We start from the raw sequence: 14,369 nt of genomic DNA, 5'->3' as shown, positions 1-14,369 counted from the left end.
CGCTCTCTCCGCCAGCATTTTGGATTGACTTCTAAGCCTCTGGAAAGACTGAGCTTTTTGCGCAGGGCGCTGGCGTTGGTGCCCCATACCAGATATCGCCGCGCTTCAGGAGCGCGGCCGTTCGCCGGCATGGGCCCGGGCGATCAGCCCCCTCAGAGGATCGCGTTCCAGAGGACGCGGGTTCCAGTAAGGGTTGGACAGTGCCCTGTCCGTCGCAAGCTCGATGCCGCTTTCGGGCATGCCGATGTCCGCGAGCGCGCGCCGCGCGCCGACCCGCCCTGCAAGATCGTAGAGCTCCATGGCCGGATCGTTCGTGCCGAGCACGTCTCGCAACCTGCGCATCACGTCGGGCACTGCCGGCGCGTTGTAGGCAAGCGCGTGCGGAAGGACGATCGCATGCGTTTCGGCATGCGGCAGGTCGAAGCTGCCGCCGAGCGTATGGCAGAGCTTGTGGTGCAACGCCATGCCGACCGAGCCCAGGCAGATGCCGCAAAGCCAGGCGCCATAGAGTGCCTTGCCGCGCGCTTCCCGATTAGCGGGGTCGATGGCGATCGTCGGCAAGGCGGTGGCAAGCGCGCCTATCGCTTCCGTCGCCATCAGGCTGATGACGGGATTGCGCTCCCTCGCATAAAGAGCTTCGACTGCATGCGCGATCGCATTCAGGCCGCTGGCGCCGGACATGGCAGCGGGCAGCGACAGGGTGAGGTCGATGTCGTAGATCACGACCTCCGGGAGCACTTTGGGGCTCGACTGCGTGATTTTCACGCCATCCCTGGTTTCCCCGAGGATCGGCGTCATTTCCGAGCCCGCATAAGTGGTCGGGACCACGACCTGCGGCAGGTCGGTGCGCAGCGCAATGGCTTTGGCAAGACCGGTTGTCGACCCGCCGCCCACGGCAACGAGCCCGTCCGCCTTGAGGTCCAGCACGACGCGCAAGGCATCCTCCGTGACTTCCACGGGTGTGTGCATCGTCGCCCCCGCGTAAACGCCGGCGGCGCGGTCGCCGAGCCGTTCGGCAAGGCGTCGCGCTTCCGGCTCCCGCGGCGGCGTTGCCAGCACGGCGACCCGCTTCAAACCCAGCCGATCCAATTCCTCGGGCAGTTGCCGGATGGTGCCGGATCCGAAAATGACCCGGGCCGGCTGGCCGTTATAGACGAAGGGTTCCATCGGATCGCCTTGGGCTTTCGAGGCTTGGCAAAAGACGACAGGCTGAACACTAACCCGAAATGTGGACGCATGGCTCCATGTTTTGTCCAAATTGGACAAAACTGAGCAAAATCAAAGACGCTCTCTCAGCCAGCAAATCTTGACCCATCAAGCCATCGATGTGGGGCTCGCCTTACTCCATGTCTGGCATCCACAAGGTCGGCGACCTTGTATTTTGCGCAGGCGAACCGCCGGATAGATCGATCTTGGCGAGCGACACGCTGCAACCTCCGCCGACGTCACGCTCGGCCAGTCCGTCCGGTCGGTTCGTCGGCATCGCCGGTCGCGCTACTGCTTCACCGAGGTCGACGTGCCCCAGGTGTCCGACAGCACATAGCCTTGCGGATAAGGATCCGTCGGATCGAGATAGTAGTTGTGCTCGCCCGTGATCCAGGCGCGGCCGGTGATCTGCGGAACGATCGCCTTGCGGCCGGCGATTTCAGTCAGTTCGAGAATTTTGCCGGTAAAGCGCGAGCCGATGATCGATTCATGGATCAGTACATCGCCGGCCTTCATCAGGCCCCTCGCCTGCAGCACGGCCATGCGGGCCGATGTGCCGGTTCCCGTCGGGCTGCGGTCGGAGCGTCCGGGCGAGACGATGCAGGTGTTGCGCGTGACGTTGCCCGGCCCCTGGAACGGCATGGCGAACTGCACGATCGACACACCGCGCACGTGCTCGAATTCCGGATGCACGACATCGAGCTGCTCGCGCGCTGCGTGGCGGACCTTCTCGCCGACGACGGCCAGCTCTCGCGCCTCGTCGGGAACGACCGAGAAGCCAAGCGCCTTGGCATCGACGATGGCGTAGAACATGCCGCCATAGGCGATGTCGACCTTTAGCGTGCCGACCCCTTCCACCTCGATATCGGCATCGAGGCGTTCGGCAAAGGCCGGCGCGTTGCGGAAGGTTATGGACAGGCATTTGCCGTCGCGACATTCGGCGCGCACCTCGATGACGCCGCCGGGCATGTCGAGCTTGAAGCGCGTCTCGGGCTCGTTCATCGGCACCATGCCGGTCTCGAGCAGCACGGTGGCGACGCAGATCGTGTTGGAGCCGGACATCGGCGGGTATTCCGTCGGCTCCATGATGATGGCGCCGGCGACACAATCCTCGCGTGTCGAGGGGACCAGGAGATTGACGTGCCGGGCAACGCTGCCGCGCGGCTCGCAGATCAGCATGCGCCTTATATGGTCGTGATCGCGTTCCATCGTGATCATCTTTTCCATCATCGTGCGGCCGGCCGGCGGCAGCACGCCGCCCACGATGACATCGCCGACCTCACCTTCGGCATGGCAACCGACGACGCGAATGCTGGTTCTGGTACGCATTGTTTCTCCCTGTCGGCCACGACTATCCGCTTGGCAAGCGGTATCACTCCGGGACAAACTGACCAACCTGCGTGCCAGCCTCAAGGAGAATCCGAATGAACGCCAATGTCTTTTCCGGCTGCATGCCGGCGCTGATGACGCCTTGCACGAATGACCGCCTTCCCGACTTCGAAGCGCTCGTGCGCAAGGGACGCGAGCTGATCGCTGCCGGAATGTCGGCGGTCGTCTATTGCGGCTCCATGGGCGACTGGCCCTTGCTGACCGACGAGCAGCGCATGGAAGGCGTCGAGCGCCTGGTGAAAGCCGGCGTGCCGGTGATCGTCGGCACCGGCGCGGTCAACACGGCCAGTGCCGTGGCCCACGCCGCGCATGCCCAGAAAGTCGGCGCACGCGGCCTCATGGTGATCCCGCGCGTCTTGTCGCGCGGACCGTCGGTGACGGCGCAGCGCCACCACTTCAAGGCGATCCTCGCGGCAGCGCCCGACCTGCCCGCTGTCATCTACAACAGCCCCTATTACGGCTTTGCCACGCGCGCCGATCTGTTCTTCGCGTTGCGGGCCGAGCATCCGAACCTGGTTGGCTTCAAGGAGTTCGGCGGTCCGGCGGATTTGCGCTATGCGGCGGAAAACATCACCAGCCGCGACGACGAGGTTGCGCTGATGATCGGCGTCGACACCGCCGTCTTCCACGGTTTCGTCAATTGCGGCGCCTCGGGCGCCATCACCGGCATCGGCAACGTGCTGCCCAAGGAGGTGCTGCATCTCGTGGGTCTCAGCCAGGCGGCGGCCAAGGGCGACGCCGAAGCGCGCCGGCTGGCGCTGGAGCTGGACGCCGCTCTTGGTGTGCTCTCCTCCTTCGACGAGGGTCCGGACCTGGTGCTCTATTTCAAGCACATGATGGTGCTCAAGGGTAACCCCGAATACCGGCTGCACTTCAACGAGACGGACGCGCTGAGCGACAGCCAGCGCGGCTATGCCGAGCAGCAGCTCAAGCTGTTCGACGCCTGGTATGCCCAGTGGTCGAGACAACCCGCAATGGCGAGATACGCCGCCTGATCGGCCGACGTGGCGGCGGGAGTTTGCTGAACCATCCGCGCTCCCTCCGCCATCAATTCAGAGCTGGAGTTTGTCCTCCTGGGCGACGAGCAAACCCTCGAAAGCCTTCTCGAACACCTTGGCCATCTCGGCGTAGCCATCGTCGGACGGATGTAGGCCGTCACCGCAATCGAGGGCGGTGAGCAGCGTGGGCGGGTTGGCGGGATCGGCAAGCGCATGCTCGAAATCGACGACGGCATCGGCTTCGCCCGATGTCCTGATCCAGGCGTTCACCGCCTGGCGGTCGCGCTCCTTGGACGCAGAGTAGAAGGTCTTTAGCGGCTGGCCCTCGAACGCGCCGCCGAAGGGCGGCAGCGTGCCGAGCAGTATCTTGATGCCGTTGAGCCGGGCGCGCGCGATCAACTGCCGATAGGCTGAAATCAGGCTTTCGACCGCGACGGCCTCTTGGCCTCCGGCGAGCATGGTCTCCGGCCAGCCGATGTCGTTGATGCCTTCCAGCACCGAGATCCATTTGACGTTGGGAAAGCTGAGCACGTCGCGGTCGAAGCGGGCGAGCGCGTTGGCGCCGCGGGCGCGGCTGGCAAGCACGCGGTTGCCCCCGATCCCCTGGTTGAGGACGCCGATGCCTGACAGCCGGCCGCTTCTGGCGAGCCGCTCCGCCAGCCGGTCCGGCCAGCGCGCATTGCCGTCGACGGTCGAGCCGAAGCCGTCGGTGATGGAATCGCCGAGACAAACCAGCGAGCCGCTGCCCAGTCCGCTCTCGACCAGGACGGCGCTGAGGAAATATCGGCTGGTCGAGGTCTGTTGGACAGGCAGTTCGAGTGCTTCGGCGAAATCGCCGAACTCGGAAATGTAAGCCGTCTGCTGCGCCTCGTAGTGGTAGGTCTCGATCGGCGCGAAGTCGGGGAAATAGAGGCTGATCGCGATCTGCCCGAGATCGGGAACCTTGAGCTTGATCGGGTCGCTGAGCAGCGGCGCGCCGGGCGCCAGATCGGTCTGCTTCTCGCCGCCGAATGTCACTTGCCGGATGCTGGCGGCCTCGACCGCGCCGCCTTTCGCGGCAGCGGCCACGGTGACGGCGCCGATCCGGATCGGCGAGGCGCCATATTCGTTGGACAGCCTGATTCGCAACCTCTCGCCGCCCTTGCTGACGCGCAACACCTGGCGCACGGTCTGCTGGTGGAAGCCGTAGAGCACGGCGTCTCCCGGCCAGACATTCATCGGGCTTGCGCTCCAGGTTCCGATCCAGTGTTGCATTCTTTCCATCCCTTCGATTTCGGCGCGCAGCCTTTCGCGAACACAGATAGCCGCGCGGCGCGGCGCGGGCTAGCGATTGCGCTTTGCGCGACGCATACATTTTTGACTCCGAGTGCCGCGAACAGGCGGCCCTCTTGTTGCTTTCCGGGAGCGATGACGCAGCCGCGGCATCGGTTTTCCCGAGCGCAATCAAAAAAGTACTAACACCCGCCCCGGAACGGGGTGGCTGGCCGGACAGCGCGCGCCTAGCCTGAAATCGACATCAGATCGCCGGGGGAGGAGACGTCCGGGAGATGTCCGGGGCCGCGTGCCCTGCCGGGTGGCTTCGTGGAAAAGCCGCGCCGACAAGGATTCCAACCATTTTTAGGGAGCGAGACATGGGTTGCGAGACCAAGAGCTTTACGATGAACCGCCGCGCGCTTTTGCAGGGCGCGGCAGCCGCCGCCGGCGGCCTGTTGCTGGCGGGAGGCGAGCGGGCCGCGGCGCAAGGCGCGGCATCCAAGGTGGTGGCCTGGGAGACCGGCTATCTCGGCTTCTTCTTCTTTGTCGTGCTGCAGGAGGCGCTGAAGCGCAAGGTCGAAAGCCTTGGCCTGGAGTTCGTCGGCAAGGACGCCAACGGCGATGCCAACGCGCAGGTCAACGACTGGAACAGCCTGCTGCTGCAGAAGCCGCGCTACCTCATTTCCGATGCGCTGGATTCGGAGCTGCTCATTCCGCTGAGCAAGAAGGCGAAGTCGCTTGGCGTGCCGCTCGGCATGGTCGACACCGTGCTCACCGGCGGCGAGGTGGCGGCCTCCGTCACTTTCGACAACAAGCAGTCGGGCGTCATGGCGGCGGAGAAGACCGCCGAGTTGCTGACCAAGAAACACGGCTCGCCGAAGGGCAGCGTGCTCAACAACTACGGCTCGCTGACGGCCGTGGCGTTGCGCGACCGCAAGGACGGTTTCGAGGACACGCTGAAGAGCAAATATCCCGACATCGAGATCATCTCGCGGCCGCAGAACAACCAGCATGAGCAGGCGCTCGCCGTGGTCTCGGCGACGCTGCGCGAGCGCCCGGACCTCGACGCCATCCACATGCCGACCGACATCTTCGTCGTCGACGCGCGCAAGGCTCTCGAAACGCAGAAACGACTGTTTCCGGTCGGCCACGAGAAGCACATCATCCTGACCAGCATCGACGCCTCGCCGAACGCGCTGGAATGGGTGAAGGCCGGCGAGATCGACGCCGATATCGCGCAGGACCCGATCGCCTATGTCGAGATCGTCGTCGACCTTCTGGAAGAGTACACGCTGAAGGGCAAGCCAGTTCCGACTGGGCCATATGAGAACAAGAAATATTTCTGGGAGAAGGGCACCATCGCCGACAGCCCGTCCGGCCCGCTGCTCACCATCCCGCCCTACTTCCTCACCAAGGAAAACGCCGACGATCCGCGTCACTGGGCCAACGTCGTGACCCAGGTGTGGAACATGCAGCAGAACGCCGGCTGATATTTCAGCCGCGAGCACGGGTGGGAACGCCGTCGCGTTCTCACCCCATTTCGGAACTACCGGTTATCCAGATGAATGTCGCCGAAGGCACGATCGTGCCCGATAGTCATGCGCCGAACAGCTCCGATGCTGTTTTGACCGTCGACAACGTCTTCAAGCGCTTCGGCCCGCTTGCGGTGCTGGACGGCGTGTCACTGAGCGTGTCGCGCGGCGCGATCCATGGCCTGCTCGGCAAGAACGGCGCCGGCAAATCGACGCTGTCCAACATCGTCGCTGGCCTTTTGCGCCACGACGGCGGCTCGATCCTGTTGAACGGCGAGGACGTGTCGGCCCTGCCGCTGACGGCGCGCAAGAAGCGCGGGCTCCATCTTCTGTCGCAGCATTCGGAAATCTTCGAGGACCTCTCGATCGGCGAGAACCTTCTGCTGCCTGAACTGCCCAGGCGCTTCGGCCTGACCGACTGGGCAGCACTTCATCGCCTGGCGGCGCGGCAGCTCGATAGCCATGGCATACCCGTCGACCCGAGGCGGCGCGCCGGCGACCTCGGCGCCAGCGACAGGCGCAGGCTCGCCATCATCAAGGCGGTCGCGAGCGAAGCCTCTCTGATCATCCTCGACGAGCCGACGGCGGGCCTCGCCGCGGCGGAGCGCCTGCATCTGCTGGAGTGGGTCGAGAGCCTCACCGAAAGAGGCACGTCCTTCATCTACATCTCGCACCACAATGACGAGGTGCGGCAGCTCTGTTCGGAATACACGGTGCTGCGCGACGGCGAAGTCACCGCCAGCGGCAAGGCGGCGGATCTGTCGGCCGACGCCATGGCGCGCGTCATCACCGGTGCCGATGTCGCCGAGTTCCACCGCAGCCGCGAGAACCATCCGACCGCCATCGAGCTCCGCGGGCTGACCTTTCCCGGCGGCGGGCCGGTCGATCTGACGATCGGCCGTGGCGAAATCGTCGGCCTCGTCGGCCTGCTCGGCGAAGGGCCGCAGGAACTGATGCGGGCGCTGGGCGGCCTGCTGCCCGTCGAAGCCGGCGCCGTCCTGATCGATGGCCGCGAGGCGCGTCTCGACTCGCCGGGGCGCAACCTGGAATCCGGTGTCGCCTATCTTACCCACGACCGCATCGGCGAAGGCCTGGTCGGCTCGATGTCGGTGACCGAGAACCTCAACCTCGGCAACTGGCCGCGGTCGCTCGGCTGGCTGGTGAGCGGCACCGGCATGAACCGCCGCATGCGCGAAGCCCGCGGCGCCATGGACATCGTCATGGGCAGCGGCCGTCAGGAGATCGGCGAGTTGTCGGGCGGCAACCAGCAGAAGGTGCTGCTTGGCCGGTTGCTGGAACGCAATCCGAGGCTGCTCCTGCTCGACGAACCGACCGTCGGCGTCGACGTCGCCGCCAAGGAGCAGATCCACCGCCTGATCGACGATGCGACGAAGAAGGGCGTCAGCGTGCTGCTGCTGGCGCAAGATCCCGAGGAGATGCAGCGTCTCGTCGACCGCGTCGTGATCTTCTCCAGGGGCTGTATCGCGCGCACGCTGCAGGGAGCCGAGATAACCATCGATGCGATCGCCGAAGCGAGAACGGCGCGATGACAGGGGCAGTATAGGCAATGGCCAGCAAGAAATTCCTTCTCGACAATGTGGTCTGGATCCTGATCGTAGTGTTCAGCATCCTTGCCGGTTTCCTCAATCCATTCTTCCTCTCGGAAGGCAACCTGCAGAACGTGCTGGTGCAGGCGACCACGCTGGGCGTGCTGGTGCTCGCGGTCTCCTTCACGCTGCTGATCGGCGAGATCGATCTGTCGGTGGTCGGCAATCTCGTCTTCTCGAGCATGGTCGGCGCCTACGCCATGCAGCAATTCGGCGTCCATTGGACGCTGGCTGTGCTCATTACCATCGCGGCCGGCGTCCTCATCGGCCTGCTCAACGGCTACTTCGTCACCTATCTGCGCATGAATTCGCTGATCGCGACGTTGGCGATGGGGCTTTTCCTGCAGGGCGCGGTGCTCGGCGCCACACAGGCGCGCACCATGGTCGTCACCGACGACGGTTACAGCTACATAGGCAGCGCCACCGTCGGCAGCTGGCCGGTGATGCCGATCGCGCTTTTCGTCGCCTATCTCCTGGCACATGTCGTGCTTGCCTATTCGGCCTGGGGCCGGAACCTCTATGCCACCGGCGGCAACCGCCGCGCAGCGAACGCGGCAGGCATCAACGTCAAGCGCGCGAGGCTCGGCGCCTTCACCGCTTCCGGCTTCCTCGCCGGCCTCGCCGGCTTCCTCTACACGTCCTATCTCGGCGGCGTCAGCGTCACTGTCGGCAGCACGACGCTGCTCTATGCCGTGGCAGCGCCCGTCATCGGCGGCGTCTCGCTCTTCGGCGGCCGCGGCCGGGTCATCGGCATGCTTGGGGGCACGCTGCTCATCACCGTCATCCAGACCGGCCTGCAGCTCATCAATGTCTCGGCCTACTACATCCAGATGATCGGCGGCGCGATGATCCTGCTCGCGATCGCCGTCGATGCCTTCCGCATAAGGAGCGAGGAACGCGGTGTCGTTTGAAGGAACGAGCGGGTATCGTGGAGGCTCAGAATAGTCAAAAAAGTACCAATGATGCGACGGGAACATGGTGGCGCCGATTTTGTCGGCTCAGTAGTTTGGCTGGCATGAGGCTGATGGGAGGTAGCGCGTCGTAGAGGGGATGCGTCTTGAGGCTTCGATAGTGGAGGAACAGCGATGAAACCTGATCTCGAGGTTGTGCAGATCAGGCCGGGCGAGTCGTTCACCGCCTGGTCGCACGGCTATCCGTTCCGCACGGTGCGCTGGCATTTCCATCCGGAATACGAGCTGCATCTCATCGTCGCTACCCGCGGCCGCTATTTCGTCGGCGATTTCATCGGCGAGTTCGAGCCGGGCAATCTGGTGCTGACTGGCCCCAATCTGCCGCACAACTGGGTGAGCGATGTGCCGAAGGATGCAACGGTGCCGCTGCGCTGCCGCATCATCCAGTTCAACGAGGGTTTCATCGACGGCGCCATCAACACCTTCCCCGAGCTTGCGGTGCTGACGCCGGTGCTCGAAGCCTCGCGTCGCGGTGTGCTGTTCAGCCGGCAGACCAGCCGCCAGCTCGCCCCACTGATGGAAGAGATCATGAATTCGCAGGGCGTGCGCCGCATCGAGCTGTTCATGATGATGATGGGCCTGCTCAGCCGCGCCGAAGGCGCGCGGATGCTTGCCAGCGCAAGCTACCTGCCGGACCCGTCGGGCTACATGTCGGCCGGCATCAACAAGGCGCTCGCCTATCTGCGCGAGAACCTGACCCAGCCCTTCAGCGAGACGGATCTGGCTGCCATCGCCGGCCAGTCGCCCAGCGTCTTTTCCCGCTCCTTCCGCCAGCACACCGGTATGACGCTGGTGCAGTATGTGAAGCGGCTGCGCATCAACCTGGCCTGCCAGATGCTGATGAGCGACGAGCAGGCCTCGATCACCAACATCTGCTTCGAGGTCGGCTACAACACCCTTTCAAACTTCAACCGGCAGTTCCTCGCCGAAAAGGGCATGACGCCCTCGCATTTCCGGCGGCTGACACTGCACAACATCAACCTGGCGAAAGCGGCCTAGCCGGCTGGCATGACAGACAGCGCCATCGAGATGTGGCCGGGCATGCCAGTCCCGGCGAGGCAAAGCTTTGCCTGCGCCACGGGTCCGGCAAGATGGATAGGAAGACGAGGAACGCATGGCTCAGAAACTGATCGACAAGGTCGCCGCGGTCACCGGAGCGGCCTCCGGCATCGGGCTCGAATGCGCCCGCATGATGGTCTCGGAAGGCGCGCGCGTGGTGCTGGTCGACCGCGACAAAGAAGCGGTGCATGCCGTCTGCGAGGAGCTTGGCCCGGCGGCGATCCCGTTGCGGGTCGATCTGACGGACGCCGCCGATGCCGCCCGCATGATGCCGGAAATCCTCGATCGCGCCGGCCGGCTCGATATCTTCCACGCCAATGCCGGTGCCTATGTCGGCGGCGAGGTGGCGAGCGGCGACCCCGATGCGTGGGACCGCATGCTGAACCTCAACATCAATGCCGCTTTCCGCTCCATCCGCGCCGTGCTGCCGCATATGGTCGAACGCAAGACAGGCGACATCGTCATGACCAGCTCCATCGCCGGCCTGGTGCCCGTCGTGTGGGAGCCGATCTACACCGCCTCCAAGCACGCGGTTCAGGTTTTCGTCCACACCGTGAGAAGGCAGGTGGCCAAATACGGCTTGCGCGTCGGCGCCGTCGCGCCTGGACCGGTGGTCACCGCGCTGATCAAGGACTGGCCGAAGGACAAGCTCGAACAGGAGCTTGCCGCCGGCGGGCTGATGCAGCCGGTCGAGGTGGCGGAAGCCGTCATGTTCATGCTGACCAGGCCGCGCAACATCACCATTCGCGACCTTGTCATCCTGCCGCAAAGCAATGACCTTTAGGAACCGGACGGATTGGGCGAAGGATCTGAGGTCATGAGCAGCCACTTCATCGGCATCGACATCGGAACGGGAAGCGCCCGTGCGGGCGTCTTCGACGAAGCGGGCGCCATGCTTGCATCCGCCAAGGCCGACATCGCCGTCTGGCACGCCGAAGGCCACATCGTCGAGCAATCGAGCAACGACATCTGGCGCGCGGTTGCGGCCACCGTCCGCGAGGCGGTGGCGCTCACCGGCATTTCGGCGCAATCGGTGCACGGCATCGGCTTCGACGCCACCTGCTCGCTTGTCGTCCTCGGGCCGGGCGGCGCGCCGCTGACGGTTAGCCCGTCAGGCGATCCGGAGCGCAACATCATCGTCTGGATGGACCATCGCGCCACCGAGCAGGCGCGCAGGATCAACGACACCGGCGAGGACGTGCTGCGCTATGTCGGCGGCACCATCTCGCCCGAGATGGAGACGCCGAAACTCTTGTGGCTTGCCGAGACCATGCCGCGGACCTTCGCCTACGCCTGGCAGTTCATGGACCTCGCCGATTTCCTCACCTGGCGGGCGACCGGTAGCCTCGCGCGCTCGACCTGCACGGTGACCTGCAAATGGACCTATCTCGCGCATGAAGCGCGCTGGGACGACGCCTATTTGCGTAAAATTGGCCTGGGCACGCTTGCGGATGAGAGATTCGCGCGGATTGGCACCGAGATCGTGGCGCCCGGGAGCGCGCTCTCCAGCGGCTTGACGAAGGAGGCGGCATCCGAGCTTGGCCTTTTGCCTGGAACGCCGGTGGCGGCCGGCATGATCGATGCCCATGCCGGCGGCATCGGCTCGGTCGGCGCCCGCGGCGGCGCCGGCGACGTGACGACGCGCATGGCCTATGTCTTCGGCACCTCCGCCTGCACCATGACGACGACCGAGCAGGCGGCCTTCGTGCCGGGCGTGTGGGGTCCTTACTTCTCCGCGATGGTGCCGGGTCTGTGGCTGAACGAAGGCGGCCAGTCGGCCGCGGGCGCCGCCATCGATCGCCTGGTCGGCATGCACCCCGCCGCCGTCGAGCTTGCCGGGGTCGCAGCGCGAAGCGGCAAGAGCCTCAGCCAATGGCTGGCGCAGGAGGCGGAGCGGCATGGCGGCGCGGCCAAGGCGGACAGGCTGATCGGCGCCCTGCACGTCGTTCCCGAATTTCTCGGCAACCGTGCCCCCTTGGCCAATCCCGACGCGCGCGGGCTGATCGCCGGATTGGACATGACGACCGGCCCCGACAGCCTCGTCGCGCTCTATCTCGCCGGCCTCTGCGGCCTCGGCTACGGCGCCCGGCAGATCCTGGAGGCCATGCGCGCCTGCGGCATCAACATCGACACGATCGCCATCAGCGGCGGCGCGGGGCAGAGCCCGCTGGTGCGGCAGCTCATCGCCGACACCACGGGGAAGGTGGTCTATGCCCCGACATCCCCCGAGCCCGTGCTGCTCGGCTCGGCGATGCTCGGCGCCGTGGCCGCCGGCCGCCACGCGGACCTTCCCGCAGCCATGTCGGCGATGTCGGAGGTGGGTGAGGTCTATTCGCCCAACCCCTCGCTTGTCGCCTGGCACGACAGGCGCTTCGCGGCGTTCGAGCGCCTGCAGGCCGCGGCGCTGTCGGTGCTGACCATCTGATCCCCATTTGGCCGTGAATGGCGGAGCTGAACGGCCGACCTTCGCCGCCAACTTGCCGCTCTTCGCCGGGAACCATCGCTCGGCGGAGGGGTTGTGTCGTCAAACTTCGAGACATGGAGGAAAGACGATGCGGACGTTGACGATGGTGCTCGCTCTTTCGACCTTTGCCTTGGCGCAGCCGGTTTCCGCCCAGCGTGCCGATCCGCAGCCGCCGCAGGCCTTGCCTCCGGCACAGGAACCCTCACCCGGCCAGGCGCAACCCGATCCGGAAAATCCCGGCCAGCGCTTCACCAACGTTGTGGTGGTGGCGATGGAGGATCTGTCCGCTGAAGTGAAGACACAGGCGGAAGCCGTGGTCACCAGGACGACCGCGAAGGACTTGGCGAAGCTGCAGAAGTCGGTCGACGACTCGCCCGAGGCGGTATCGGTCCTGCGCGCGAACGGCTTGAATTCATCGCAGGTTGTCGCTGCCAATATCGATGGCGACGGTACCCTCACGCTGATCATCCAGACGACGACGTGATCGGCGCCGCCCAGAGCGGTTCAGCGTTTGATAGGATCGCCGGCCCGCTCTAAGCGTTTGTTTTTACGCAATTCCGGACGGAAAACCACTGCGCACTTTTCCTGGAATTGCTCTAGCGCGCTTGACCGGACGGGGCCGGCAAAACAAACCAGAGTCCGCGAAGGGGCCGCCATGACCGAAACCGCAGTCCGCAACTTCACGCTCAACTTCGGGCCGCAGCACCCGTCGGCGCACGGCGTGCTCCGGCTGGTGCTGGAACTCGACGGCGAAATCGTCGACCGCGCCGATCCGCATATCGGCTTGCTCCACCGCGGCACCGAGAAGCTGATCGAACACAAGAACTACCTGCAGGCCCTGCCCTATTTCGACCGGCTCGACTATGTGGCGCCGATGAACCAGGAGCATGCCTTCTGCCTCGCCGCCGAGAAGCTGCTCGAAATATCCGTTCCCCGGCGTGGGCAACTCATCCGCGTCCTGTTTTGCGAGATCGGCCGGCTGCTGTCGCATCTGCTCAACGTCACCACGCAGGCCATGGATATCGGCGCGCTGACGCCGCCGCTCTGGGGCTTCGCCGAGCGCGAGAAGCTGATGGTGTTCTATGAGCGCGCATCCGGCGCCCGCATGCATGCCAACTATTTCAGGGTCGGCGGCGTGCATCAGGATCTGCCGGGAGAGTTGCTCGACGACATCTGGGATTTCTGTGATCCGTTCCTGAAAGTATTGAGAAATCTCGATGAACTCTTGACCGAAAACCGCATCTTCAAGCAGCGCAATGCGGATATCGGTGTCATCTCTCTCGATGACGCCTGGGCGTGGGGTTTCTCCGGCCCCATGGTGCGCGGCTCGGGCGCCGCCTGGGACCTGCGCAAGGCGCAACCCTATGAATGCTATCCGGAGATGGATTTCGACATTCCCATCGGCAAGAACGGCGACTGCTACGACCGCTATCTCGTGCGCATGGAGGAGATGCGGCAGTCCGTGCGGATCATGAGGCAGTGCCTGGAGAAATTGCGCTCGACCGGCGGCGCGGGGCCGGTCGCCGTGGCGAACCAGAAGATCACGCCGCCGCCGCGCGCCACCATGAAGCGTTCAATGGAAGCCACGATCCACCATTTCAAGCTCTACACCGAAGGCCACCGCGTACCGCCCGGCGAGGTCTACGCGGCGGTGGAAGCGCCGAAAGGGGAGTTTGGCGTCTATCTGGTCTCGGACGGCAGCAATGTTCCGTATCGCTGCAAGATCCGCGCGCCGTCTTTCGCCCACCTCCAGGCGATGGATTATCTGTCGCGCGGACACATGATCGCCGACGTTGCGGCCATCATAGGATCGCTGGATATCGTGTTCGGCGAGATCGATCGCTGACTGGGCTTTCCGTCCGAAGTTGCGTGAAAACAAAGAGATAGAG

12 protein-coding genes are annotated in these 14,369 nt (G+C 64.8%); 9 read left to right on the top strand and 3 right to left on the bottom strand.

Going from position 1 to position 14,369, the window contains the following annotated elements; genetic code table 11:
- Window positions 1–105 precede the first annotated feature (105 nt).
- Window positions 106–1,167 (bottom strand): maleylacetate reductase, encoded by a 1,062-nt coding sequence (locus AU465_RS35085; RefSeq protein WP_192257917.1) that lies wholly within the window; start codon window positions 1,165–1,167, stop codon window positions 106–108.
- Between the two features lie 327 nt (window positions 1,168–1,494).
- Complete coding sequence (locus tag AU465_RS35080; protein WP_192257915.1) at window positions 1,495–2,535, bottom strand: proline racemase family protein; 1,041 nt, start codon at window positions 2,533–2,535, stop codon at window positions 1,495–1,497.
- Between the two features lie 95 nt (window positions 2,536–2,630).
- Here AU465_RS35080 and AU465_RS35075 point away from each other — a divergent pair, with 95 nt between their 5' ends.
- Window positions 2,631–3,590 (top strand): dihydrodipicolinate synthase family protein, encoded by a 960-nt coding sequence (locus AU465_RS35075; protein ID WP_192257913.1) that lies wholly within the window; start codon window positions 2,631–2,633, stop codon window positions 3,588–3,590.
- A 57-nt stretch (window positions 3,591–3,647) separates the two neighbouring features.
- Here the strand turns inward: AU465_RS35075 and AU465_RS35070 are convergent, their stop codons facing one another.
- The gene (locus tag AU465_RS35070) at window positions 3,648–4,847 is read right to left on the bottom strand and encodes an SGNH/GDSL hydrolase family protein (protein WP_192257910.1); all 1,200 of its coding nucleotides are present in this window, start codon (window positions 4,845–4,847) and stop codon (window positions 3,648–3,650) included.
- 377 nt (window positions 4,848–5,224) lie between these two features.
- On the opposite strand from AU465_RS35070, the gene AU465_RS35065 reads away from it, so the two are divergent.
- The 8 genes from AU465_RS35065 to AU465_RS35030 all read left to right on the top strand — a co-directional run bounded on the left by AU465_RS35065 (window position 5,225) and on the right by AU465_RS35030 (window position 14,326).
- Entirely contained in the window at window positions 5,225–6,337 is a 1,113-nt protein-coding gene (locus tag AU465_RS35065; protein WP_192257908.1) for a sugar ABC transporter substrate-binding protein, read from the top strand.
- A 71-nt stretch (window positions 6,338–6,408) separates the two neighbouring features.
- Entirely contained in the window at window positions 6,409–7,929 is a 1,521-nt protein-coding gene (locus AU465_RS35060) for a sugar ABC transporter ATP-binding protein (RefSeq protein ID WP_192257906.1), read from the top strand.
- Between the two features lie 17 nt (window positions 7,930–7,946).
- On the top strand, window positions 7,947–8,897 hold the full coding sequence (locus tag AU465_RS35055) for an ABC transporter permease (RefSeq protein WP_192257904.1): 951 nt from the start codon (window positions 7,947–7,949) through the stop codon (window positions 8,895–8,897).
- Between the two features lie 174 nt (window positions 8,898–9,071).
- Window positions 9,072–9,956: a helix-turn-helix domain-containing protein gene (locus AU465_RS35050; RefSeq protein ID WP_192257902.1), complete on the top strand. Its 885-nt coding sequence runs from the start codon at window positions 9,072–9,074 to the stop codon at window positions 9,954–9,956.
- Window positions 9,957–10,071: 115 nt separating this feature from the next.
- Window positions 10,072–10,800 (top strand): SDR family oxidoreductase, encoded by a 729-nt coding sequence (locus AU465_RS35045; protein ID WP_192257900.1) that lies wholly within the window; start codon window positions 10,072–10,074, stop codon window positions 10,798–10,800.
- Window positions 10,801–10,833: 33 nt separating this feature from the next.
- On the top strand, window positions 10,834–12,441 hold the full coding sequence (locus tag AU465_RS35040) for an FGGY-family carbohydrate kinase (protein ID WP_192257898.1): 1,608 nt from the start codon (window positions 10,834–10,836) through the stop codon (window positions 12,439–12,441).
- Between the two features lie 142 nt (window positions 12,442–12,583).
- Window positions 12,584–12,964 (top strand): hypothetical protein, encoded by a 381-nt coding sequence (locus tag AU465_RS35035; RefSeq protein WP_246506724.1) that lies wholly within the window; start codon window positions 12,584–12,586, stop codon window positions 12,962–12,964.
- A gap of 171 nt (window positions 12,965–13,135) precedes the next feature.
- Entirely contained in the window at window positions 13,136–14,326 is a 1,191-nt protein-coding gene (locus AU465_RS35030; RefSeq protein WP_192257897.1) for an NADH-quinone oxidoreductase subunit D, read from the top strand.
- Window positions 14,327–14,369 lie beyond the last annotated feature (43 nt).

The sequence above is a fragment of the Mesorhizobium silamurunense genome, from assembly GCF_014843905.1.
GTDB classification, from domain to species: domain Bacteria; phylum Pseudomonadota; class Alphaproteobacteria; order Rhizobiales; family Rhizobiaceae; genus Mesorhizobium; species Mesorhizobium silamurunense.
This window is presented reverse-complemented; position numbering and strand designations above follow the sequence as displayed.

Coding starts and splice junctions, on each gene's coding strand:
- AU465_RS35070 (WP_192257910.1), bottom strand. CDS start 4,847: ATGCAACACTGGATCGGAACCTGGAGCGCAAGCCCGATGAATGTCTGG.
- AU465_RS35060 (WP_192257906.1), top strand. CDS start 6,409: ATGAATGTCGCCGAAGGCACGATCGTGCCCGATAGTCATGCGCCGAAC.
- AU465_RS35080 (WP_192257915.1), bottom strand. CDS start 2,535: ATGCGTACCAGAACCAGCATTCGCGTCGTCGGTTGCCATGCCGAAGGT.
- AU465_RS35040 (WP_192257898.1), top strand. CDS start 10,834: ATGAGCAGCCACTTCATCGGCATCGACATCGGAACGGGAAGCGCCCGT.
- AU465_RS35035 (WP_246506724.1), top strand. CDS start 12,584: ATGGTGCTCGCTCTTTCGACCTTTGCCTTGGCGCAGCCGGTTTCCGCC.
- AU465_RS35055 (WP_192257904.1), top strand. CDS start 7,947: ATGGCCAGCAAGAAATTCCTTCTCGACAATGTGGTCTGGATCCTGATC.
- AU465_RS35045 (WP_192257900.1), top strand. CDS start 10,072: ATGGCTCAGAAACTGATCGACAAGGTCGCCGCGGTCACCGGAGCGGCC.
- AU465_RS35075 (WP_192257913.1), top strand. CDS start 2,631: ATGAACGCCAATGTCTTTTCCGGCTGCATGCCGGCGCTGATGACGCCT.
- AU465_RS35085 (WP_192257917.1), bottom strand. CDS start 1,167: ATGGAACCCTTCGTCTATAACGGCCAGCCGGCCCGGGTCATTTTCGGA.
- AU465_RS35050 (WP_192257902.1), top strand. CDS start 9,072: ATGAAACCTGATCTCGAGGTTGTGCAGATCAGGCCGGGCGAGTCGTTC.
- AU465_RS35030 (WP_192257897.1), top strand. CDS start 13,136: ATGACCGAAACCGCAGTCCGCAACTTCACGCTCAACTTCGGGCCGCAG.
- AU465_RS35065 (WP_192257908.1), top strand. CDS start 5,225: ATGGGTTGCGAGACCAAGAGCTTTACGATGAACCGCCGCGCGCTTTTG.